Source organism: Vibrio coralliilyticus ATCC BAA-450 (genome assembly GCF_000176135.1).
GTDB classification, from domain to species: domain Bacteria; phylum Pseudomonadota; class Gammaproteobacteria; order Enterobacterales; family Vibrionaceae; genus Vibrio; species Vibrio coralliilyticus.
Map to the genome: position 1 here is coordinate 43,754 of NZ_ACZN01000017.1, position 21,971 is coordinate 65,724.

A 21,971-nucleotide genomic window follows, 5' to 3' on the forward strand; every position below is an offset into this window, starting at 1 on the left:
CCTATTCCTACTTTTTGTATATTCTTATTGAAAATTGACAGGAGGTGATATGACACTCGCCCGATTAATGCAGCAGTATGTTGATACCCATAATCTGAATGACCTCGAAGGGGTAAGAAAGACCGATCTTGATGGAGTTTGGTTTTATCGCAGTAGCACTGGAAACACTCGCCAGCCTTTTATTTATCAGTCTGGTGTGATTGTGTTGGGGCAAGGAAACAAGATTATTCATATTGGCAGTGAGCCGGTAAAGTATGGGCCAAATGACTACTTAGTCGTTGGTGTGCCTATGCCTTTAGAGTGTGAGGCGTTCCCAACAAATGGCGAGCCGCTTCTTGGGTTAACTGTCGATATTGACCCTCAGATGTTACATCGTCACGTTAATAAGCTTGAATCACTTGGATATGCTCCTCACAAAGAGCAACCACATTACACCTGTGGTTTGCGTTCTGTCAGTATGGAAGATTCTATGCTGGATACCTGCAAACGAATCATGCGCGCGTTGTGTAATCCAATTGAGCTATCACTGTTAGGTGAATCTCTCAAAGAAGAGTTGGCCTATCGTGCCTTGACTAGTAGTGAAGGGCATGTGTTGTTTGATTTAGCCCACCATGAAGGTCAATATGCTCGCGTCGCCAAAGCTTTGGATAAAGTCCATAGAAGCTATAGCGAAACACTCTCTGTACAACACCTTGCTGAAGAGGCCAACATGAGTATGTCTGCCTTCCACAGCGCTTTTCGTCAGATCACACTTGAATCACCTATTCAGTACATTAAAAAGGTGCGTTTAAACAAAGCGAAAGAACTCATCCAGCTAGAAGGTAAGAAAGTGAATGATGCAGCAAGACTAGTTGGTTATAACAGTGTTTCTCAATTCTCGCGTGAGTACAAAAGACACTTTAATGAAACACCGACAGGATTAAAGCTGGTGAGTTGAAAACACAAAAGAGGAAAAGGACAGTTAAATAATTACTGTTTTTTTATCAAACCAGTAACAGCATAATTCCTCGAGTAAACAAAACAACATACAAGTTTTTGATTTACATACCCCTATAGGAGATCTAGTCAGTCTCTTAAATCAGCCCTCTTAAACTCGATGAGATTAAGAGGGCTATTTTTTAACTTAAGAAAATTGATAGTTCTCAGGAACAACGACAACACCTTTTTCCGAAACATGGAACCGTTTGGCGTCTTCAATTTTGTTAATTCCAATTTGAGTGTATGGTGGAACCTTAACGTGTTTATCAATAATACAGTTGACTAACTGGCTTCCTTCTCCAACTTCAACATCATCAAAAAGAATACTGTCGACCACAGTAGCGCTGTCGTTAATTCGAACATTGGGTGATACCACGGAATGCTGAACAGACCCACCCGAATTAATTACGCCATTCGCAATGATTGAATTAATAAAAATCCCTTCATTTCCAGTTGCAGAAGAAACAGTGCGGGCAGGAGGGCATTGCGCTTCATAAGTTCTTACTGCCCAATCAGGCTGATAAAGGTTCATGGGCGGAACCGGCTCAAGCAAATCCATATTGGCTTCATAAAACGAATCTAGTGTTCCAACGTCTCGCCAGTAGCAATCTTTCGCTACTCGACCTTTATCATTACAAAAATCGTAAGCGTAAACCGACTCTGTCTTGATAAGTTTAGGAATAATGTCTTTACCAAAGTCATGACTTGAGTCAGGACATTCAGCATCGTCATCGAGTGCGGCTCTTAATACATCCATATCAAAGATGTAGATTCCCATGGATGCCAAACTGCGATCAGGTTTGCCAGGAATCGATGGTGGGTCGAGAGGCTTTTCAACAAATGAAGTAATTAGGCCGTTGTCATCAGTATCCATGACACCAAATTGAGTGGCCTCATCACGGCTTACATCCATGCAAGCGATGGTGAGCTTGGCATTATTTTGCTTATGTTCTTCGAGCATTGCAGCGTAATCCATTCGATAGATGTGATCGCCAGACAAAACAACAACATACTTTGCATCACTGCGGGAAAGTAGCCATAAATTGTGGTAGATGGCATCGGCAGTACCTTCATACCATTTACCGCCTCCTCTCATTTGCGGCGGAACTACAGAAATGAACTCGCCAAGTTCCGGATTGAATATCGACCAACCATCACGTAAATGCTTTTGAAGTGAGTGGGATTTGTATTGGGTAAGAACGAGAATTTTTCTAAGGCCGGAGTGTAGGCAATTGGTGAGTGTAAAATCTATGATTCGATACTTGCCTCCAAATGGAACGGCTGGCTTTGCTCTATCGTCAGTCAAAGGGCTCAATCTCGAACCCATCCCACCTGCTAGGACTACCGCTAGTGTATCTTGCATGCCTTTCTCCCTGAAATAGTGCGTTTATGTGCTTTCAGAAAGACTACTTCAAGTTTCAAGCCAATATTCAACTTGTTGAGTTTTCGCGCTCTGCCAACGATTCGTATTAAAAAAATGCACCACCCATTGCACCAACAAAATGCATTGCACCAAAGTTAGGCAACAGTACCCATCTCTTCAGAGTCAAGAATCGATACACAATTTCTACCCAATGACTTAGATTCATACAATGCCACGTCAGCACGCTTGTAGGTATTTTCGACAGAACCATCCATATCAGTTACCCCAACACTGACCGTAATTTGCTCGTCGTGTTGAAGCGATACCGATGTGCGCAGGCGGTTTGTGACGATTTCCGCTTCTTGAATGCGAGTGTGGGGCATAATGATCGCAAACTCTTCGCCACCGATTCGTGCAATGAAGTCTGTTTCTCGAAGATGATCACTTAAGACTGTTCCGACAGATTTAATAATTTTATCGCCTTCATCGTGACCCAATCTATCATTTACACGCTTGAAGTGGTCGATATCGACAATAGCAAAACAAGTAGGTTCAGCATGGCTATAGCGCTTACTTTTTGCACATTGCGCCGCCATTTCTTGATCAAACTTACGTCTATTCCATAAACCAGTCATAGAGTCTTTCTCACTCATCTCTCTCAGGCGATTTTCGAGTTCTTTACGGTGAGAGATGTCGACAAAAGAGGCAACATAAAACTGAATTACCCCATTGTTGTCGGTCACTGTCTGAATACGCAGTATCTCGGTAATATGAGAACCATCGCGACGCTTGTTAACGACTTCGCCTTCCCACAAGCCTTCTTTTTCTAAAATCTTCCACATATTAATGTAGAACTCTTGTTCATGTTTATTAGCAGCAAAGAAAGAAGGCTGCTTTCCTTTGACCTCTTCAAAGGTATAACCACTGACTCGAGTAAACTCTTCATTCGTCTTAATAATTCGGTTCTGACGATCGGTGATCAGCATAGCTGACATACCATTCATTGCAGCACGGGCAATTTGGCTTTCCAGACTATTTTTGGTGTGATTGTAATTCCACGTAACAAAACTGAACGCGATGAGTAAAATGATCATGTATACAGAAGCGGCTTGAATTGAGAGTTCAGTCTTACGCTCAAGGTAAAGCTGAGCCGCGTCGTACTGAGAGACTTCAGCGACGAGGATAAAGTGCAGTGGTCTATCAAGGGTATTGAGTTCTGCTTTAACGTAAGATAACCATTTGCCTTGTTCAAATAGGGTCCCATGCTCATTGAATTGAAGTTGGCGCCACAACTTAGGGTAGAGCTTACTTAATTTAAACTCTGAGTTTTCTTTCGCAATGTGGCCCATTATGTTTGTCATGTTTTTAGCCATGACGTAATAGCCATCAGAATTGAAGACATCCGGTAAATCGTCATTCACTTTGTTATACGCTAAGCGTTGATACAAATAGTCAAAGTCAAGATTTGCAATAAAGTAGCCACGACGCTCTGAATGAATGTCGATGGGGACGATTACCCTTAAACTGGGTGTAAGCGGCTGGGCAATTTGATTATTTTCTCGCTCTAAATCAATACCAAAAGTTCCGACCGTATTTACAGGCAGGTTTTGAGCGAACTTGAAATAATCCCGATGGAATTTGTTTTGTAAGAACTCTTCAGGAACAACAACACTCGCGCGTTGACCATGATTAATTCGCACCAACTCTTGGCCATGGTTGTCCAAATAGCGAAGTTGCGAAAAGTAGCCTTGAGTACGGGCTACTAACAGCCAAAAGTCCTGTAATGCCCCGCGATTCATATCGTTTGGCTCCAACACCGCACGATGGAAGATGCCATTACTCGAAAGGAATTTTACGGATTTAAGAATTTTAGAAGAGTGCGATTTTAATTCAGAGCGCGCATATTCTAGTTTTGTTTGTGTCAGGCGATCGACTTGTTGACGAGCATCTTCTTCGACCTTAGAAAGCTCGTTCGCAAAATAAAGTGTTGGCACGAAGGCTAGGGTGATGAATACAAGCATGAACTGCAGGAGAATGCGGGAATTTATCTTGAACATTTCGCCCCAATGACGCCACAAATTTACTTAATAATACTGTGAATAATTATATGAGCTTTTATTGATTTTACTGTGAGCAGTGTGGAATATCCCACGATATTGATTCAGATGCTGGGCAATATGATGCATTGATTAATGGTAAGTATTTAAAAATTCGGGAATAAAAAAGCCCTACTCAATGAGTAGGGCTTGAGCCAAGTCGATTGGGGGAGACTGGCTTACAAGTTTAAGCGGCAGCGGTTTCTGCTTTACCTTGATTTGAACGATTCTTCAAAAATGCATAACCAAAGCCAGTGAGTGCAGTACCTGCCGTAATGGCAACTAGATACATCAGAACAGGAGTTATAGCGTTAGGAATAAGCAATACAAACAAACCACCATGAGGAGCCATCAGTTTTGCGCCAAACAACATTGAAAGGGCACCTGTTAATGCGCCACCTGCCATACAGGCTGGGATAACACGCATCGGATCTTTCGCTGCAAAAGGAATAGCGCCTTCAGAGATAAAGCAAAGCCCTAATACGAAGGAAGCTTTACCTGCTTCACGTTCACTCGGCTCAAACTTATCTCGCGCTAAGAATGTGGCCAGCCCCATACCCAAGGCAGGTACCATACCAGCCGCCATGATCGCTGCCATAGGAGCGTAAGTTTGAGATGCAAGCAAGCCAACACCAAACGTGTACGCGGCTTTGTTTATCGGACCACCAAGGTCAAAACACATCATTGCACCTAAGATAACGCCAAGTAGTACCGCGTTAGCAGAACCCATGTTATTCAAGAACTCTGTCATCGCAGCCATAATGCCAGAAACCGGACCACCAACGATGTAGATCATTACTAGGCCAGTGAACAAACTTGCAACAAAAGGAATGATCAGAATCGGCTTCAGTGCTTCCATCGATTGAGGAAGTTGGACTTTGTCGGCGATGAGCTTCGCTGAGTAACCAGCAATAAAACCAGCTGCGATCCCGCCAAGGAAGCCGGCACCCGTTGAACTGGCAAGCATGCCACCAATTAAGCCTGGTGCAAGACCTGGGCGATCGGCAATTGAGAATGCAATAAAACCAGCAAGCACTGGAATCATCAGAGCAAAGGCAGAACCTCCACCAATGGTCATGAGCGCCGCGGCAAGCGTACCTTCTTCTTTAAATGCTTCAATACCAAATACGAATGAAAGCGCGATGATCAAACCGCCAGCAACAACGACAGGCAACATATGCGAAACACCTGTCATCAGATGCTTATAGACACCTTTTTTCTCTTCAACTGTCGCAGACTCGCCAGAACCTGTATGCTGGTAAATAGTGGCTTCAGAGAAGGCTTTATTTAGCTCTTGCTCAGTCTTTTTAAGTGCTGGCCCCGTCTTAGTGCGGTACATAGGTTTGCCATTGAAGCGATCAAGTGGCACTTCAATATCCGCAGCGATGATAACCAGATCAGCGTCAGAAATGTCAGCCTCAGTCAGTTGGTTTTTCGCACCGACTGAGCCGCGAGTTTCGACTTTGATTTGGTGGCCCTGACGTTTAGCTTCATCTTCTAGTGCTTCGGCAGCCATGAAGGTGTGAGCCACGCCTGTAGGGCAGGCAGTAATAGCGACAATCTTCTTAGTGGAAACGTTTGTAGACAATGCTACAGACTGAACACTCTCAACATTTAACTCGGTTGCATTGCTAACCGCGTGTTGAAGAAAATCCGCCGGGTTTTCGGTGACTTCATTGATAGAGGCTTGATACACCTTTTTACCAACAAAACGCGACGTGTCGACAGGAGTATTGGTTGCAATGACCACTACATCTGCTTTAGCAATATCTTCCGCGTTTAGTGTGTAACCAGCTAATACGCTGGACTGGCATTCTATTTTGGCGCTGAACTTGAGTTGATTAGCGGCTTTTTCTAAAAGCCCGGCAGCTATGATGCTATTTGCAACCCCGCTAGGGCAAGCTGTAATAATTGCAATATTCATAATCTCGACCTTTGTCCTTAAGCTTTCTGATCAGAGAGCAGGTTGATTTTGATTTGTTCTTGTAGGGTATGTACTTGTTTAATATCTGGGACGCCAACGCCGACTTGGCTCACAGCCAAGGCTGAAAGTGCGGTAGCGAAAGACAAGAGTTCAGTTTTCGTCATCGATTTCATGTGGCCCCAGCACAAACCGGCAACCAGCGTATCGCCTGCACCCACGGTGCTGACGACGTCCATTCTAGGCGGCTGAGCTTGAATCCATTGATTCTGGTTTAACCACATTACGCCTTCAGCGCCCATGGAAACGACCACGTTTTCTATTCCGCGCTGACTTAGGTTTTCAGCAACTTCCTGACACTCAAAGGCAGAAGTTAATGTTTTTCCAGCATAGTCAGACAGCTCTTCATCATTAGGCTTAATCAACCAAGGGGCGGATTCGATACCAGCTTTTAGCGCCTCTCGGCTCGAATCAAACAAGACTTTTTTGCCTTTTTTCTCAAGGAAGGAAACCCATGAAGCGCAACGCTGTGGAGTGACGCCTTTTGGCAGACTTCCTGCCAGCACAAAGTAGTCGTGGTGCTCAGCAAGTTCTTCTAGTTTGGCTTCAAATTGACTCAGTGCCGCTTCGTCGATGCTGATACCTGGAAAATTGATGTCACTTACGCTGCCATTCTCTTCGACAAGTTTGACGTTGATACGTGTAGCACCGCAGACTCTAATGAACTGGTCATTAGCGCCCATCTCTTCAAACAGCTGACAGAACATTTCCTGATTGTCTTTGCCAAGAAAGCCAGTCACTGTAACTTCTGCACCTAAATCGGATAGCACTCTAGCAACGTTTACACCTTTGCCTGCGGCGTGGAGTGAACTCTGATTAACTAAGCTAACGGAACCCTGTTTAAGAGTTGATAAACTGCCTGTAAGGTCAAGTGCCGGATTCAACGTGATGGTAACGACTTTGTTCGTCATAATGATTCCTTAGCTCTCGCCCAGGCCAGCGTCGATGGCTGCACCAATAGACGCAAGAGCTTGCTGTGCATCTGCACCATCCGCAGTAAACTGAAGTTGATGACCCTTTTTGACACCTAAAGCGATCACCTTCATCAAGCTTTTAGCGTTAACCGTAGAACCATCACCATCAAGGTTGGCAACTTTGATGGTTGATTCGAATTTTTTGGCTTCAGCGACAAGCATTGCGCCAGGTCTTGCATGCAAGCCATGGGCATTTCGAATAACAAAGACAGCGCTGTTATCGCTCCCTTCACTGGAAGGGAGCTCGGTTTCATTTGACTTAAATAAGTTGAGCAATTGATCTGTCGTCGCGTCGGTGAGTACGTTTTGCTTACCTTCGAAAACAATTTGGCTAAGAGTATCCAACTGGGATTTATGACTATCGTTACACGCAGCAAACGCGATAAGTGCTTTGACTTCTTTGCCTTCATACTCACAATGGTTGGCTGTTGAAACAAAAGCCATTCCAGTGCGCATAACGGCTTTATCTGAACTTGCGAGCCAAACTCCACGGCCAAGATGGGTTGGGGCAGTAGTGACTAGGCTGGCAACAAACTCGCTATCAGCACAACCAGTATTTTTGAGCAATCCACCCGCAACTGCTGACATCTGAACCATATCGCTGGCAGGGAAGTTGAGTTGAATGAGAGACGGATCAAAATCAATCTCCAATTGCGTTTCTCCATTCAGAAGCGCAATAATTTCATCTTCAGTTTTTGCTTGTTTAAGCTTGGCTTCAATGCCATCTGCAGATAGCACTTTTGTGAGTTGCTTCAATATCCCCAAGTGCTCATCAGACTTGGCGGCGATTCCAATCGCAACGTAAGCAGTGTTGCCATCCCCCCAATCAACACCTTCAGGAAAGTGGGCAATAGACACGCCCGTTGTTTTAACCAATGCACGGGTATCGGTAGTACCGTGAGGAATAGCAATACCGTTGCCTAGGAAAGTAGAGTTTTGGTTTTCTCTGTTCAGCATACCCTCGACGTAGCCATTCTCGACCAAACCCTTACTCGTCAGTGCTTCAGCAAGAAATGTAATTGCACTTTTCTTATCAGAGAAAGATTGCTGCAGCGAAATATCTTTTGTTGTTAACTTGAGCATAAGCGCCTCAATTCGTTTATTTATCCAATTCAGTAGCATTCAATGCATAGCTGAATCGTTTCAGCAAATTATTAAAAAAATTCAGCAAACCAAAAACAATAGATTTTCATTTGCTGTGTTATTCAAAATTCGAATCGTTATCAAATTTTCAATTTTGCTGAATCCTTTCAGCTTTTATGCTGAATCGTTTCAGTTTATAATGCAAATATTGTCAGGATCATCATTAAGGATTTTTGATCCAATGCACAGAATATGTAGGTTCATATGACACTAGATGAAATAGCCAAACTGGCTGGAGTATCCAAAACGACCGCCAGTTATGTCATCAACGGCAAGGCGCAAAAGTATCGAATCAGTGAGAAAACACAGAAGAAGGTGATGGCAGTTGTAGATGAGCACAATTACCGTCCTGATCTTGCTGCAAGTACTTTGAGAGCGGGGCAGAGCCGTTCGTTTGGTTTAATTATTCCTGACTTAGAAAACACCAGTTATGCTCGGTTAGCCAAACTGCTAGAACAGAACTCCCGCGCGGCCGGATACCAAATATTGATTGCATGCTCGGATGATGAGCCCTCAACAGAAAAAAGCGTTGTTCAAGCTTTAGTAAGCCGCAAAGTTGATGCGCTTTTTGTTGCGAGTGCCATTCCTGAAGCCAGTGACTTTTATCGAGATTTACAAAAGAAAGGCACACCCGTTATCGCAATTGACCGTCCGTTGGATGATGAACACTTTTCTTGTGTCATCAGTGAAGATTTTGGCGCGGCATTTGAACTTACGTCCTCAATAATTAGTGACGGCGTAACTAAAGTGGGTCTAATCGGTGCTTTGCCTGAACTAAACATTTCCCGAGAGCGTGAGCTTGGCTTTCGTTCAGTTGCACAGAGAGGTGACTTAGAAACGGTAGTGGGTTATGGCGAACACTTCAATAGAGAAGATGGCCGCAAAGTGTTGGAAGGTTGGATCGCTGATGGAAATCTTCCTCAAGCAATCATCACGACATCATACACCTTGCTAGAGGGTGTACTTGACGTTTTATTGGATAAGCCTGAAGTAATGGAACAAGTTAAGTTATCCACCTTTGGTGACAATCGCCTGCTGGACTTCTTACCTGTTAAAATCAACTCATTACCTCAACAGTTTGAGCTAATAGCCGATAGTGCTCTCGCACTGGCACTAAATGCAACGGCTAAGCGTTATCAACCAGGTGTTGAGCTTGTGCCTAGAAAGATTATTGTCAGGCAATAAAAAGCCCGGCTACTCGCTGGGCTTTGGGAATTGAAAGTCGTGGTGTTAGTACTGGAAGCGTACTGACATAGTAATCTGAGGACCATATAGGCCATTGTTACGTGTTTCAGCAGATAGTGACAGTTGCTCCGTTGAGTGGAAGCGTACACCTGCATGGAACACAGAGCTGTCATCATTGCGGCCAATTCTACCTGTTGCCTCAATCTGATCGGCAAGCCACATGCGGAAGCCAATGTTTACTTCTGCCACAGTATCTGTTTCACCGCCTGCTTCCTCAGTAAATTTCGTCTGATGTACAAGTAATTGACCATAAACGTCAGCAAACTGACTAATTGGTCCATTAAAGCCGATACCACCTGCCAAATCGTAGTCGTTGTCGAACTGCGTGTCTGCTCTCAGAATAAAGTGAGAGTTATCAGTGAAGAGTGTGCTGAATTCAACGCCGCTCATTTCAGGGTTCACCGCTGTACGCACTTCAAAGAAATTATAATTAAAGTTGTTCGCATTTGCCGCGCCAGCGAAACCAGCACAAATTAGCGCACTGGTTAGGATGATCTTTTTCAAGGGTAGTACTCCGACTAGCATCAAGTTTTTGACTATAAAAAAGGCTTGCAATAAGCAAGCCAAATATTAACGCAGTGGGAGTTAAATTACTTTATCTTTAAAGTAGTTGAATACGATCAACTTCAATTTCTGGAGTATTTCCGCCTTCAAACTCACCGAAGATACGCAGGTTTGTTGTTGCATCTATGGCTTGGTTCAGGTGGATATCATCATCAATCTCGATTTGAATTTCGCTCTTACCATCAGAAAACACAAAGGTGTCTCCTTTAATTTGGCGTACGATGTTGCCATCAATAACAACATTCTTCTCAGTAAACATGTTGCTCTCAGCAATTAGGGAATCGACTGTTGTCAGGTCAACGGGGCCATTAAACTGGATGCCTGACGCCGATTGGCCTTCTTTTGCGAATACTAGAGTAGGTGAAAGTACTAGAGCAGCAGCGGTAGCCAAAATAACTTTTTTCATGATGTTTCCTTTTTAGACAGGTTTCGTTGTTGATGGTGCTATTAAGCCATAGCTATTTTGAATAACCTCTGAGGAGAGTATTCATATTCGATTCATTTATTGAGTCAACAAACCTAAAGAGGCTATGATTAGACAATACTCAGTAAAAAGACTCGAAAAATTAATAGATTATGCAACCAGCATTACAAGCATTGATGGTTCAGGGCACGACATCCGATGCCGGAAAAAGTGTATTAGTGGCAGCTTTATGCCGTGTATTGGCCAGAAAAGGAGTCAGAGTTGCACCTTTCAAGCCCCAAAATATGGCGCTCAACAGTGCGGTCACATCAGATGGCGGTGAAATTGGTCGTGCTCAAGCAGTACAAGCCAGTGCCGCGAATGTTGAAACTTCAGTACATATGAATCCAGTCCTACTCAAACCCAATTCGGATACTGGGGCTCAGGTAATCCTGCAAGGCAAAGCTCTCAGTAACATGGAAGCTGTGGGATATCAAAACTACAAGCAAATTGCTTTACCTACCGTGCTTGAGTCTTTTTCAATACTCCAAGAGCAATTTGAATCTGTCATGATTGAGGGAGCCGGTAGTCCAGCGGAAATTAACTTACGTGAAAATGACATTGCGAATATGGGGTTTGCTGAAGAGGCAGATGTTCCCGTCATCATCATTGCTGATATTGACCGCGGGGGTGTTTTTGCGCATTTGGTTGGCACCCTAGATTTACTTTCGCCATCAGAGCAAAACCGAGTGATTGGTTTCGTTATTAATCGATTTCGCGGCGACATATCGTTGCTTCAGTCAGGGTTAGATTGGCTTGAAGAAAAAACAGGCAAGCCAGTCCTTGGCGTTTTGCCTTATCTTCACGGCTTTGACCTTGAAGCAGAGGATGCCATAAATAATCAACAAAATACTGGTGAGTCGGTCAAGCTAAACGTCGTCGTCCCCGTACTCACCAGAATCAGCAATCACACCGATTTTGATGTGCTAAGGCAAAATCCAGACATTAACTTTCGCTATGTAGGTAAAGGTCAAAAGCTTGATAAAGCAGATTTGATAATTCTACCAGGCACCAAATCCGTGAGAGCCGATCTCGACTATTTACGAAGCCAAGGTTGGGATAAAGATATCGCCCGACACTTAAGATTAGGTGGAAAGGTGATAGGAATTTGTGGCGGGTACCAGATGTTAGGACGTCATATTAGCGATCCTTTAGGCGTAGAAAGCGTTGCTGGTGAATCACAAGGCCTCGATTATTTACCTGTTTCCACAGAGTTAACCAAAGAAAAAGCACTGACAATCGTATCCGGAGTGCTGGAGTTGAATAATCAAACTGCACCAGTGAAAGGGTATGAAATTCATGTCGGTAGAACATTAGGGAATGGCAGTTCTCCAGTCTCCTTAGAATCCGGTTCAGCAGATGGTGCTATCAGTGACTGTAATCAAATCTTTGGGACTTATTTACATGGTATTTTGGATACCCCACAAGCGTTAGCATTGATTTGTCAGTGGGCGGGGGCGGAAAGTATTGCTTCTATTGACCATCAACAGAATCAAGAAAATGCAATCAACCGAATAGCCGATGCTGTCGAACAACACATGAAGCTAGACTTAATCTGGCCGGAACTTTATACCTGATATCGATGAAATTATTTACTCAGCGACTCTTTTGCACCTTTTTGACTTTCATTTTCTCTGCGACAGTTCATGCCTCAGTGAACGTTTATGCTGCGTCGTCCATGACTAATGTGATTAAAGCATTAGCTGAGAAATACCAAGCAGAAACAGGCGTAAAAGTTACGCCCGTTTTCGCAGGTTCTTCTTCTCTTGCACGGCAAATATTGAGTGGGGCGCCTGCTGATCTCTATATATCAGCCAATACTAAATGGAGTGATTATCTAGTTCAACAAGGAGTAATTAATGGTGACGCTGTCACATATATTGCTCATAATCAGTTAGTCGTGATCTCACCGAAGGCCGATGCAGCACCACTGGAGTTAGAGAGCCTAGAACAATGGTCAAAACGCTTGTCAGGTCAAAGACTAGCGATTGGTCAAACCAATTCCGTGCCTGCAGGAGTGTATGCCAAAGAAGCCCTTGAGTCGCTTGGCTTATGGGGTGGTTTAAATGGGCAACTCGCCCCCGTCAACAATGTAAGAGTTGCACTTACTTTAGTTGAACGTGGCGAAACACCACTTGGGATTGTTTATAAGACGGACGCGCTAGTGAGTGATAAAGTAAAAGTCATTGGTACGTTTCCGGCTTCGAGCCACACGGCTATTACGTACCCCATGGCAGAGCTGAACGACAAGCAAACTACCAAGGACTTTGCTGCCTTTATAGAAAGCGCCCAAGCTCAGGCAGTGTTTAAACAAAACGGATTTAACTAGGATTATCTTCATTGCTTTCTGATTACGAATATCAGGCGCTAATGCTTAGCCTGAAAGTAGCGTTTTATACTATCTGTTGGCTGATTCCTATCGGGATCGGATTTGGTTGGTTGCTGGCTAAAAAGCAGTTTATCGGTAAAAGCTGGCTCGACAGTTTAATTCACCTTCCTTTGGTACTTCCTCCTGTTGTTATAGGTTATTTACTCCTCATTTCAATGGGACGCCAAGGTTTTATTGGCCAATGGTTGTATGAATATTTCGGATTGGTCTTCTCTTTTAGCTGGAAAGGGGCTGTACTTGCGTGCGTGATCGTTGCTCTACCTTTGATGGTTCGCTCAATTCGCCTCAGCTTAGAGAGTGTGGATCCTAAACTTGAGCAAGCAGCCGCGACCCTTGGTGCCTCTCCGCTTAAAATATTCTTTACTATCACATTACCGCTGACAATTCCCGGAATCATCACAGGGACGATGCTTTCATTCGCACGTAGCCTCGGGGAGTTCGGAGCAACAATCAGCTTTGTGTCGAATATTCCGGGTGAAACGCAGACAATCCCCTTGGCGATGTTTACTTTTATTGAAACTCCCGGAGCAGAGCTCGAAACGATGCGTTTATGCATTATCTCCATTGTCATTGCCTTAGCCTCATTACTTGGCTCAGAAGTCCTGACTCGTCATTGTGCTAGAAGACTGGGGACACAGCGATGAGTGATATTCGAATTCAGTTTAAACAAACATTAGGCGAGCAGAAGTTTGATATCGATGTTTCAGTGCCAGAAAAAGGCATTACCGCAATTTTTGGTCGTTCCGGAGCAGGTAAAACTTCACTTATAGACGTGATTGCAGGCTTGAGAACACCTGATCAAGGTGAGATTACTGTCTCAGGAAAAACTCTTTATAGCTCGCAATCAAAAATAAACGTTGCTGCCCATAAACGCCGGGTAGGTTACGTTTTTCAGGAATCGAGGTTATTCCCACATTATCGGGTCAAAGGCAATCTTGTGTATGGTGTGCGTGAATTGGATCAACAGCATTTTGACAAGGTAATCAAATTATTGGCGTTAGAACCTCTTCTTAAACGATACCCGATACAGCTATCCGGGGGAGAGAAACAACGCGTAGCAATCGGTCGAGCACTACTTTCTAAACCAGAAATACTCTTGATGGATGAACCTCTGGCATCTCTAGATATTCCGCGTAAGCGCGAAGTATTGCCATTTTTAGAGCAGCTTGCCAGTGAGATTGAAATTCCTATCATTTATGTTTCGCATAGCCTCAATGAAGTTGTACGCTTGGCAAACCACATTGTTGTTATCGATGATGGCAAAGTGGTAACTTCAGGTAACCTAGAAGATGTTTGGTCATCTAGAGCTATGAGGCCATGGCAATCCTTCTCGGACCAAAGTTCATTGTTTGAAGGCACTGTTGTTCAACACAACACAAACTATGCTCTGTCTAAAGTGAAACTGGCGGATAATGTGTGTATTTGGGTGCAGCGTTTAGAAATTGCGCCAGAAGCGAAAGTGAGACTGCAGGTGAGAGCGAGTGATGTGTCGATCGCCTTGGATAAGCCTAAAAAGAGTTCAATTCGGAATATTCTCAAAGCGAAGATTGCTCAAATTCAAAGCCATTCTCAAGGCACAAATCGACAGAGCGTATCGGTTAAATTAGAACTCAGTGAAAACTGCTATTTATGGGCGACGATCACCGCTTGGGCTAAGGACGAGCTGGAACTCCAAGAAGGGATGGTAGTCTTTGCCCAGATTAAAGGGGTAAGTGTGACACAAAGAGATGTGGTATTGAGCCATTAAAAAACGCCGCGTAATGCGGCGTTTTTTTTGTTAATTGACTTATTTTACAAATACATCAGTAAAGTCACGCTTTAGCACAGGGTCACGACGTGCTTTCTTAATCTGCTTAACCATATCTTTCACACAGTTGTGAAGAACTTGATCTAGTAGCTGTGCGCGGTATTCTTCTTTCTGCTCATCAGTCATATCTTCAGGTAGTTTAAGCGTAGGAAACTCTTCCATTACATTAATACCTGCAAACGCCTGACTTACAGAGATAAGAGCATGGAACTGCTCAAAGTTATCAAGAACATTTTGAGCACTCTTTGGCAGCTCATCCCAAGCTTCTCGAACGGCTTCCTCTGACACTTCATGAATAGAAGTTACCATGAAGTGCATTGCTTCAGGAACGCCATCAAATTCAATCACTTGACGAAGTTCTGCTGAAACAGTCGAAAGGTCGACTTTAGGTTGTTCTGTTTGATTAGCGTCAGACATTAGTTTTATCTCATAAATTGTACGTGTTTAACGGCGCTATCCTAAAAAATCCTCATTAAATGTCAACCATAGTGGAGGAATTGTCGCCCTTAGAGTATTCTTTTCTATAACCAGCTGATTTTTAGGCCAGTTTACATACAAAAAGGTAGAACAAGTGGAACTATCTGGATCTTCGATGAAAATTCTTCTAGTCGATGACGTGCAAATGGAGCGCATGCAGTTGGCTATTCGTTTAAAGCAGCTGGGCCATACCGTAGAAATGGCAGCTTCCGGTGAACAAGCTCTAGAAATGTATCCCTCATTTGAGCCTGAACTTATCTTACTCGATATTTCCATGCCTGAAATGGATGGTTTTGAAGTATCTCAGCGAATCCGTGCTAACTACAAAGAATGGATACCAATCATTTTCCTTAGTAGCCACGATGAACCTGCCATGATAGCTCATGCAATTGAAGCAGGCGGTGACGATTACCTTACTAAACCGGTAGATAAGCTTGTTCTTTCCTCTAAGCTTATTGCAATGCAACGAATTGCATTTATGCGTCGTGAGCTCAACCAAAAAACTGCCGAGTTGGCAAAAGCTAATAAAGAGTTAGAAAAACTCGCGAGTGAAGATGGACTTACAAAAGTTAAAAATCGCCGCTACATTGATGAAAAATTAAAAGAGATGATTGCGGTTCATGGTCGCCATGGATTGCCTTTAAGTTTAATACTACTCGATGTCGACCACTTTAAGTTATACAACGACAACTATGGTCACATAGAAGGGGATAAATGCCTTGTTGAAATTGCCCAGTCCCTCACATCACTGTTTTCTCGAAGCGGAGAAATAGTAGGTCGTTATGGTGGCGAAGAGTTTGTCGTAGTGCTAGGGCACACCGATGCTGAACATGCAAAGAAGCACGCCATGCGAGTTCAATCAACACTAGAAGCTCTCGCTATCAAACACGAGTATAGCTCCACAGCAGAATATGTGACGGTGTCACAGGGTGTGTGTGGTTTTAACCCTACTGGAAAAGAGACACCTGACGAAATGTACTCGAAAGCTGACGAGGGGCTCTATCGCTCTAAAAGTGAAGGCCGAAATCGCTTTACGTACATAGATTGACCATCTGTTATAGACTATAAAAAAGGTTCAGCTTATAGGCTGAACCTTTTTTTATTTTTACCAGAAGTCAGGCCGATTCAATACGGTTACGCCCAGCACGCTTTGCTTTATATAAAGCGGCGTCAGCGCACTTCATGACCTCAGAAACACTATCAGCATTCTCATGGTCAGCCACACCAATACTAATCGTTACATTTACATGATCGTGTGAGTTAGATTTACGACGTTTTTTAGCGCCAGATTTATCGTCTTTTGGTCGAGACTTCTCATTGCGAACCACCATTTCATATTCTTCAATCGAAGAACGCAAGAGCTCAAGGTGATCTAGGGCCTCATCGACGTCTTTGTTCTTAAACAACACCGTGAACTCTTCGCCGCCGTAACGGTAGACTTTAGCTCGGCCACCGACTCTCTGCATTTTACTGGCGACAAGCTTCAGAACATCGTCACCAGTTTCATGTCCGTAAGTGTCATTAAATGATTTGAAGTGATCAATGTCGAGCATTGCTATTGTGTAACGTTTTCCTAAATGACGCAGATCTGACTCTAACGCGAGTCGCCCTGGTATATCTGTCAACCGATCTTTAAATGCGAGCTCATAACTTGCCGAAAGCATATAAATCAGTAACAAGAACCCAGAGAGGGTAAACATGGTGCTGGAAACATACTGAACGTGGAAAAATGTAAACGTCACGGAAGAGAGTGTGATCGCAGAATACACGACCACATCAATAATACGATTAACCCGAAGAACAACAATCGCACTCAACAATATTGCACCAACCGAATACAAAACGAGAATTAACGGCAGTCGCGAAACGCTGGGCTCAGAGTAAAGAAATGTCTCGTCGAAATTTTGGAATCCGCCTTCATAAAAGTAGGCAAGAATAAGGTAACACCAAATAGCAATAAGTGACAATGTCACAATATAGACAATGAACGCTCGGCTTAAAACACCTCTTTCCTTGTATGGATAGACTAATGCACAAGCAATAGGGACTACAAATGCAAGCAGAGAAAGCTCAAGAAGGGTTGAGCCAGTAGAGAGCGAGCTTTGCAGATATTCTTGTATGTACCAATAAACAACAAGCATGGTCAGCGCAACCATAGCAATACGACATTGTTTAAACGCGTGACCTAAGCCAATGACACAGAAGAATAAAAAATAAGGGAGATTAGAAGTAATACCTAAGTTTGCTTGCGTTAGATTGATGACATTGTTCATACCAAAGCCGATCATTGCTAACAGCAGCACCGGAAACGTCAAACGAAACCAATTTGTTGTCACCAAAGAAAACGACATCTATCTAGCCTAGCCTTATTAATTAACTTCTTAATATACAAGTCTTAGAATACTTTGATTTGATGATTTTCCAAGCTTTTTACTAAACTAATGAATGAAAAGTGAGTGTTAGTATGAACAATGGTCAAAAAGTGATGAGAAAGCACCCTTAAATCGATTTTGTGTTTTATAGTTAACTGATACTCATAAGAAAAGTCTGAATCTTAAAGGAGTTAAGATTTATGCAAATTAGTGTTGATGTTCACAACTACATGGAGACCCTTGTAGGTCAGGTGTTAGCTGACAGTCAGTACACTGATAGGTTTGATCATGAACAGCTCGCAGATTTAGCCTGCTTAGCACTAAGTCAGCTCAGACCTGTTTATATCCGCCACGATATCGACTTTCTGTCTGCGTTATCCGAAGATCGCTTGGTTGTCCTTAAAAGATACTCAGAGACTGCTGTCGAAGCGGCTCTGACAATGATAGTTGACGATAGAAGAAGAAATCGTAAAGATGAAGTTCCTATCATGTTCAGCAAACCACGATTCGATGACGATACAGAACTCGAATGGTTTGAAAAACCTCTGGTTATGAATAAACAAATTACCTAAAGGAGTACTAGGTGGGACTATTTTCTCGTTTGTTTGGTGGCGGTAGTAAAGAGCAAGCTAAAATCGAAGTTGAACCGGTGGAATACAAGGGTTTTCTTATCTATCAAGAGGCCCAGCCGGAAGGTGGGCAATATCGCATTGCTGGCCGGATAACAAAAGAATTAGAAGGGCAAACTCAAGAACATAGGTTTATCCGTTCAGATGTACTGGCATCCGAGTCCGATGCTAATGAATTCATGCTAAAAAAAGCACAAATGTTCATCGATCAGATGGGTGATAATATTTTTAGTTAGTCTTTTCCTAGTTGACGAGCGTCATAAATTTAAGAGCCATTAGTCGTTATGCTGATGGCTCTTTTATTTTGTGTATTGCATCTATTTGTTTGATTTAATGACAATTAATGGTAACTGGTACGACCTCTCATTTTAAAATGAAAGCGTTGTTTCATTACCTCGTAATACTCGAAGTGCTTCATTACCAACGGTTATATGTAATGATATTTTGTATTTTTGTTACAAAGTGCTTGAAGTTAATGAAACCGTTAGATAAAAACAATTAATCATTGTTGCCAGTAGTCAAGGAATAGCTATGCAAATTGGTGTGCCAAAAGAAATACTCGCGGGTGAAACGCGAGTGGCTGCCTCGCCCAAGTCGGTAGAGCAGCTGTTAAAGTTAGGATTCGATGTAAATGTCGAATCTAGTGCAGGGGAACTTGCAAGTTTTGATGATTCTTCTTTTCAATCATCAGGTGCAAGCATTGTTACCAAGGAAGAGGTGTGGCAGTCAGACCTCATTCTTAAAGTCAACGCACCAAGTGACGATGAAATCGCTCTAATTAAAGAAGGAGCAACACTAGTTAGCTTCATCTGGCCAGCTCAAAACCCAGAGTTAATGGAAAAGCTATCCAGTAAGAACATCAATGTTATGGCGATGGACTCTGTTCCACGCATCTCGCGTGCGCAAGCTCTCGATGCTCTTTCTTCAATGGCAAATATCGCAGGTTATCGCGCTGTTGTAGAAGCAGCTCACGAGTTTGGTCGTTTCTTTACGGGTCAGATCACAGCTGCGGGTAAGGTTCCACCAGCGAAAGTTTTGGTTGCGGGGGCTGGTGTTGCAGGCCTTGCAGCAATCGGGGCTGCTGGTAGCTTAGGCGCAATAGTTCGAGCATTTGACGTTCGACCTGAGGTTAAAGAGCAAGTCCAATCTATGGGTGCCGAGTTCCTTGAAGTCGATTTCAAAGAAGACTCTGGCGCAGGTGATGGCTACGCGAAAGAAATGTCTGATGAGTTCAACAAGAAAGCGGAAGAGCTTTACGCTGAACAGGCCAAAGACGTTGATATCATCATTACGACTGCACTCATCCCTGGTCGTCCAGCTCCTAAGCTGATCACCAAAGAGATGGTGGATAGCATGAAAGCGGGTAGTGTAGTTGTCGATCTTGCTGCTGCCAATGGCGGTAACTGCGAATACACTCAAGCAGACAAAGTCATTACAACTGCGAATGGCGTTAAGATCGTCGGTTACACCGATATGGTTGGTCGCCTTCCAACTCAATCTTCACAGCTTTACGCAACTAACTTAGTCAACTTGTTGAAACTGCTATGTAAAGAAAAAGATGGCAACATTGACATCGATTTCGAAGATGTCGTATTACGTGGCGTGACCGTTATTAAAGAAGGTGAAGTCACTTGGCCTGCACCACCAATTAAAGTATCGGCTCAGCCTGAGCAAAAACCAGCAGAACCAGTAAAAGCAGAAGAAAAAGTCGAAGAACCCGTTTCTCCGGTTAAGAAACTGGCTGCTCTAGCGGTTGGTGTTGGTGCATTTGCATGGATAGCTTCCGTTGCTCCAGCAGCATTTCTTTCTCACTTTACCGTCTTCGTTCTAGCATGTGTTGTAGGCTACTACGTAGTCTGGAACGTTACCCATGCGCTCCACACTCCTCTTATGTCTGTAACTAATGCAATCTCAGGCATTATCGTGGTAGGTGCGCTGCTACAGATTGGGCAGGGCAATGGTGTGGTTTCCTTCCTGGCGTTTATCGCTGTTTTAATTGCAAGCATAAATATATTTGGTGGCTTTACTGTTACCAAACGCATGCTTGAAATGTTCCGTAAAGATTAAGGAGTAACGAGAATGTCTGCAGGATTAGTACAAGCAGCTTATATTGTTGCTGCATTATTCTTTATTTTAAGTCTGGCTGGTTTATCTAAGCAGGAATCTGCCAAGTCTGGTAACTATTACGGCATCGCCGGTATGACGATCGCTTTGATCGCAACGATCTTTGGCCCTGAATCTCAAGGTTTTGTTTGGATCGTTATCGCAATGGCGATTGGTGGCACTATTGGTATCCACTACGCGAAGAAAGTGGAAATGACCGAAATGCCTGAATTGGTCGCTATTCTTCACAGTTTTGTGGGTATGGCAGCCGTGCTTGTTGGTTACAACAGCTATCTAGATGCACCAGAAGCGGCAACCCACGCTGAGCATGTAATTCATCTCGTTGAAGTCTTCCTCGGCGTATTCATCGGTGCAGTTACCTTTACAGGTTCTGTTGTCGCATTTGGTAAGCTACGCGGTATCGTTTCTTCGTCACCTTTGAATCTTCCACACAAACACAAGCTAAATCTAGCAGCCGTTGTTGTTTCTACATTGCTGATGCTACATTTCGTCAATGCCGACGGAAGCATGTTTGCGCTTATTGTGATGACATTGATTGCATTTGCATTTGGCTACCACCTAGTGGCATCAATTGGTGGTGCGGATATGCCAGTCGTCGTATCAATGCTTAACTCTTACTCAGGTTGGGCAGCCGCAGCAGCTGGTTTCATGCTTGCAAACGATCTACTCATCGTTACAGGTGCTTTGGTTGGTTCTTCCGGTGCGATCCTTTCGTACATCATGTGTAAAGCAATGAACCGTTCCTTTGTTAGTGTTATCGCAGGCGGCTTTGGTCAGGAAATTTCAATTTCGAGTGATGTAGACCATGGTGAGCACCGCGAATCAACGGCAGATGAAGTCGCTGACATGCTGAAAAACTCTAAGTCAGTCATCATCACACCAGGATACGGCATGGCTGTGGCTCAAGCGCAGTACCCAGTGCACGAAATCACTGAGAAGTTAAGAGCGAAAGGCGTTGAAGTACGATTCGGTATTCACCCTGTCGCGGGTCGACTACCAGGGCACATGAACGTGCTGTTGGCAGAGGCAAAAGTGCCTTACGATATCGTTCTAGAAATGGATGAGATCAACGAAGACTTTGAAGAAACTGATACAGTTCTGGTCATCGGTGCGAACGATACTGTTAACCCAGCAGCGCAAGAAGATCCAAACAGCCCAATTGCGGGTATGCCCGTACTAGAAGTTTGGAATGCGAAGAACGTAGTGGTATTTAAACGTTCAATGAACACGGGTTACGCTGGAGTTCAAAACCCATTATTCTTCAAAGACAATACGCAGATGCTATTTGGCGATGCGAAAGAGAGTGTAGACGCTATTTCGAAAGCCCTGTAACATGATTTAACTAAGTAAGAAGCCAGCAATTGCT

Annotated in this window: 20 protein-coding genes; 11 read left to right on the plus strand and 9 right to left on the minus strand. The window is 43.6% G+C overall.

Annotated features, from left to right (window positions below):
* Positions 1 to 49 precede the first annotated feature (49 nt).
* Positions 50 to 937 (plus strand): AraC family transcriptional regulator, encoded by an 888-nt coding sequence (locus VIC_RS15530; RefSeq protein ID WP_006960968.1) that lies wholly within the window; start codon positions 50 to 52, stop codon positions 935 to 937.
* Positions 938 to 1,123: 186 nt separating this feature from the next.
* On the opposite strand, the gene glgC is transcribed toward VIC_RS15530, so the two are convergent.
* From glgC to fruB, 5 genes are all read right to left on the minus strand, one after another.
* Positions 1,124 to 2,341 carry a glucose-1-phosphate adenylyltransferase gene (gene glgC, locus VIC_RS15535; RefSeq protein WP_006960969.1) on the minus strand — a complete coding sequence of 406 codons (1,218 nt, stop codon included), beginning with the start codon at positions 2,339 to 2,341 and terminating at the stop codon, positions 1,124 to 1,126.
* Positions 2,342 to 2,496: 155 nt separating this feature from the next.
* A complete protein-coding gene (locus VIC_RS15540; protein ID WP_039952095.1) occupies positions 2,497 to 4,398 on the minus strand; it encodes a sensor domain-containing diguanylate cyclase in 1,902 nt (633 codons plus the stop codon).
* A gap of 226 nt (positions 4,399 to 4,624) precedes the next feature.
* Positions 4,625 to 6,361 (minus strand): PTS fructose transporter subunit IIBC, encoded by a 1,737-nt coding sequence (fruA, locus tag VIC_RS15545; protein WP_006960971.1) that lies wholly within the window; start codon positions 6,359 to 6,361, stop codon positions 4,625 to 4,627.
* A 17-nt stretch (positions 6,362 to 6,378) separates the two neighbouring features.
* A complete protein-coding gene (gene pfkB, locus VIC_RS15550) occupies positions 6,379 to 7,329 on the minus strand; it encodes a 1-phosphofructokinase (protein ID WP_006960972.1) in 951 nt (316 codons plus the stop codon).
* A 9-nt stretch (positions 7,330 to 7,338) separates the two neighbouring features.
* Complete coding sequence (gene fruB, locus VIC_RS15555; protein WP_006960973.1) at positions 7,339 to 8,475, minus strand: fused PTS fructose transporter subunit IIA/HPr protein; 1,137 nt, start codon at positions 8,473 to 8,475, stop codon at positions 7,339 to 7,341.
* 264 nt (positions 8,476 to 8,739) lie between these two features.
* Between fruB and cra the strand changes: the two genes are divergently transcribed.
* Positions 8,740 to 9,720, plus strand: coding sequence for a catabolite repressor/activator (gene cra, locus VIC_RS15560; RefSeq protein ID WP_006960974.1), 981 nt, complete (start codon positions 8,740 to 8,742; stop codon positions 9,718 to 9,720).
* 45 nt (positions 9,721 to 9,765) lie between these two features.
* Here the strand turns inward: cra and VIC_RS15565 are convergent, their stop codons facing one another.
* A complete protein-coding gene (locus VIC_RS15565) occupies positions 9,766 to 10,305 on the minus strand; it encodes a hypothetical protein (RefSeq protein WP_409459197.1) in 540 nt (179 codons plus the stop codon).
* 76 nt (positions 10,306 to 10,381) lie between these two features.
* Positions 10,382 to 10,750 carry a YgiW/YdeI family stress tolerance OB fold protein gene (locus VIC_RS15570; protein WP_006960977.1) on the minus strand — a complete coding sequence of 123 codons (369 nt, stop codon included), beginning with the start codon at positions 10,748 to 10,750 and terminating at the stop codon, positions 10,382 to 10,384.
* A gap of 170 nt (positions 10,751 to 10,920) precedes the next feature.
* Between VIC_RS15570 and VIC_RS15575 the strand changes: the two genes are divergently transcribed.
* From VIC_RS15575 to modC, 4 genes are read left to right on the plus strand one after another with little or no spacing between them, the layout of a single operon-like run.
* Positions 10,921 to 12,384, plus strand: a complete 1,464-nt coding sequence (locus tag VIC_RS15575; RefSeq protein WP_006960979.1) for a cobyric acid synthase — start codon at positions 10,921 to 10,923, stop codon at positions 12,382 to 12,384.
* A 5-nt stretch (positions 12,385 to 12,389) separates the two neighbouring features.
* Entirely contained in the window at positions 12,390 to 13,136 is a 747-nt protein-coding gene (gene modA, locus VIC_RS15580) for a molybdate ABC transporter substrate-binding protein (protein ID WP_039952096.1), read from the plus strand.
* A gap of 11 nt (positions 13,137 to 13,147) precedes the next feature.
* On the plus strand, positions 13,148 to 13,840 hold the full coding sequence (gene modB, locus VIC_RS15585) for a molybdate ABC transporter permease subunit (RefSeq protein ID WP_039952097.1): 693 nt from the start codon (positions 13,148 to 13,150) through the stop codon (positions 13,838 to 13,840).
* Positions 13,837 to 14,943, plus strand: a complete 1,107-nt coding sequence (gene modC / locus VIC_RS15590) for a molybdenum ABC transporter ATP-binding protein ModC (protein ID WP_006960985.1) — start codon at positions 13,837 to 13,839, stop codon at positions 14,941 to 14,943. Before modB ends, modC begins: the two co-directional genes overlap by 4 nt.
* A 39-nt stretch (positions 14,944 to 14,982) precedes the next feature.
* Here the strand turns inward: modC and VIC_RS15595 are convergent, their stop codons facing one another.
* Positions 14,983 to 15,420: a DUF3069 domain-containing protein gene (locus VIC_RS15595; protein ID WP_006960986.1), complete on the minus strand. Its 438-nt coding sequence runs from the start codon at positions 15,418 to 15,420 to the stop codon at positions 14,983 to 14,985.
* 175 nt (positions 15,421 to 15,595) lie between these two features.
* Here VIC_RS15595 and VIC_RS15600 point away from each other — a divergent pair, with 175 nt between their 5' ends.
* On the plus strand, positions 15,596 to 16,528 hold the full coding sequence (locus tag VIC_RS15600) for a GGDEF domain-containing response regulator (protein WP_006960988.1): 933 nt from the start codon (positions 15,596 to 15,598) through the stop codon (positions 16,526 to 16,528).
* Positions 16,529 to 16,595: 67 nt separating this feature from the next.
* Here VIC_RS15600 and VIC_RS15605 read toward each other — a convergent pair whose 3' ends face one another.
* Positions 16,596 to 17,831, minus strand: coding sequence for a GGDEF domain-containing protein (locus VIC_RS15605; RefSeq protein WP_006960990.1), 1,236 nt, complete (start codon positions 17,829 to 17,831; stop codon positions 16,596 to 16,598).
* Between the two features lie 221 nt (positions 17,832 to 18,052).
* On the opposite strand from VIC_RS15605, the gene VIC_RS15610 reads away from it, so the two are divergent.
* The 4 genes from VIC_RS15610 (at position 18,053) to pntB (ending at position 21,937) form a co-directional block, all read left to right on the plus strand.
* Entirely contained in the window at positions 18,053 to 18,424 is a 372-nt protein-coding gene (locus tag VIC_RS15610) for a late competence development ComFB family protein (protein WP_006960991.1), read from the plus strand.
* A gap of 11 nt (positions 18,425 to 18,435) precedes the next feature.
* On the plus strand, positions 18,436 to 18,717 hold the full coding sequence (locus VIC_RS15615) for an HlyU family transcriptional regulator (protein ID WP_006960992.1): 282 nt from the start codon (positions 18,436 to 18,438) through the stop codon (positions 18,715 to 18,717).
* 295 nt (positions 18,718 to 19,012) lie between these two features.
* Positions 19,013 to 20,548, plus strand: coding sequence for a Re/Si-specific NAD(P)(+) transhydrogenase subunit alpha (pntA, locus tag VIC_RS15620; protein WP_006960993.1), 1,536 nt, complete (start codon positions 19,013 to 19,015; stop codon positions 20,546 to 20,548).
* Between the two features lie 12 nt (positions 20,549 to 20,560).
* On the plus strand, positions 20,561 to 21,937 hold the full coding sequence (pntB, locus tag VIC_RS15625; protein ID WP_006960994.1) for a Re/Si-specific NAD(P)(+) transhydrogenase subunit beta: 1,377 nt from the start codon (positions 20,561 to 20,563) through the stop codon (positions 21,935 to 21,937).
* Positions 21,938 to 21,971: the final 34 nt, after the last annotated feature.

Coding starts and splice junctions, on each gene's coding strand:
- VIC_RS15530 (WP_006960968.1), top strand. CDS start 50: ATGACACTCGCCCGATTAATGCAGCAGTATGTTGATACCCATAATCTG.
- glgC (WP_006960969.1), bottom strand. CDS start 2,341: ATGCAAGATACACTAGCGGTAGTCCTAGCAGGTGGGATGGGTTCGAGA.
- VIC_RS15540 (WP_039952095.1), bottom strand. CDS start 4,398: ATGTTCAAGATAAATTCCCGCATTCTCCTGCAGTTCATGCTTGTATTC.
- fruA (WP_006960971.1), bottom strand. CDS start 6,361: ATGAATATTGCAATTATTACAGCTTGCCCTAGCGGGGTTGCAAATAGC.
- pfkB (WP_006960972.1), bottom strand. CDS start 7,329: ATGACGAACAAAGTCGTTACCATCACGTTGAATCCGGCACTTGACCTT.
- fruB (WP_006960973.1), bottom strand. CDS start 8,475: ATGCTCAAGTTAACAACAAAAGATATTTCGCTGCAGCAATCTTTCTCT.
- cra (WP_006960974.1), top strand. CDS start 8,740: ATGACACTAGATGAAATAGCCAAACTGGCTGGAGTATCCAAAACGACC.
- VIC_RS15565 (WP_409459197.1), bottom strand. CDS start 10,305: ATGCTAGTCGGAGTACTACCCTTGAAAAAGATCATCCTAACCAGTGCG.
- VIC_RS15570 (WP_006960977.1), bottom strand. CDS start 10,750: ATGAAAAAAGTTATTTTGGCTACCGCTGCTGCTCTAGTACTTTCACCT.
- VIC_RS15575 (WP_006960979.1), top strand. CDS start 10,921: ATGCAACCAGCATTACAAGCATTGATGGTTCAGGGCACGACATCCGAT.
- modA (WP_039952096.1), top strand. CDS start 12,390: ATGAAATTATTTACTCAGCGACTCTTTTGCACCTTTTTGACTTTCATT.
- modC (WP_006960985.1), top strand. CDS start 13,837: ATGAGTGATATTCGAATTCAGTTTAAACAAACATTAGGCGAGCAGAAG.
- VIC_RS15595 (WP_006960986.1), bottom strand. CDS start 15,420: ATGTCTGACGCTAATCAAACAGAACAACCTAAAGTCGACCTTTCGACT.
- VIC_RS15600 (WP_006960988.1), top strand. CDS start 15,596: ATGAAAATTCTTCTAGTCGATGACGTGCAAATGGAGCGCATGCAGTTG.
- VIC_RS15605 (WP_006960990.1), bottom strand. CDS start 17,831: ATGTCGTTTTCTTTGGTGACAACAAATTGGTTTCGTTTGACGTTTCCG.
- VIC_RS15610 (WP_006960991.1), top strand. CDS start 18,053: ATGCAAATTAGTGTTGATGTTCACAACTACATGGAGACCCTTGTAGGT.
- pntA (WP_006960993.1), top strand. CDS start 19,013: ATGCAAATTGGTGTGCCAAAAGAAATACTCGCGGGTGAAACGCGAGTG.
- pntB (WP_006960994.1), top strand. CDS start 20,561: ATGTCTGCAGGATTAGTACAAGCAGCTTATATTGTTGCTGCATTATTC.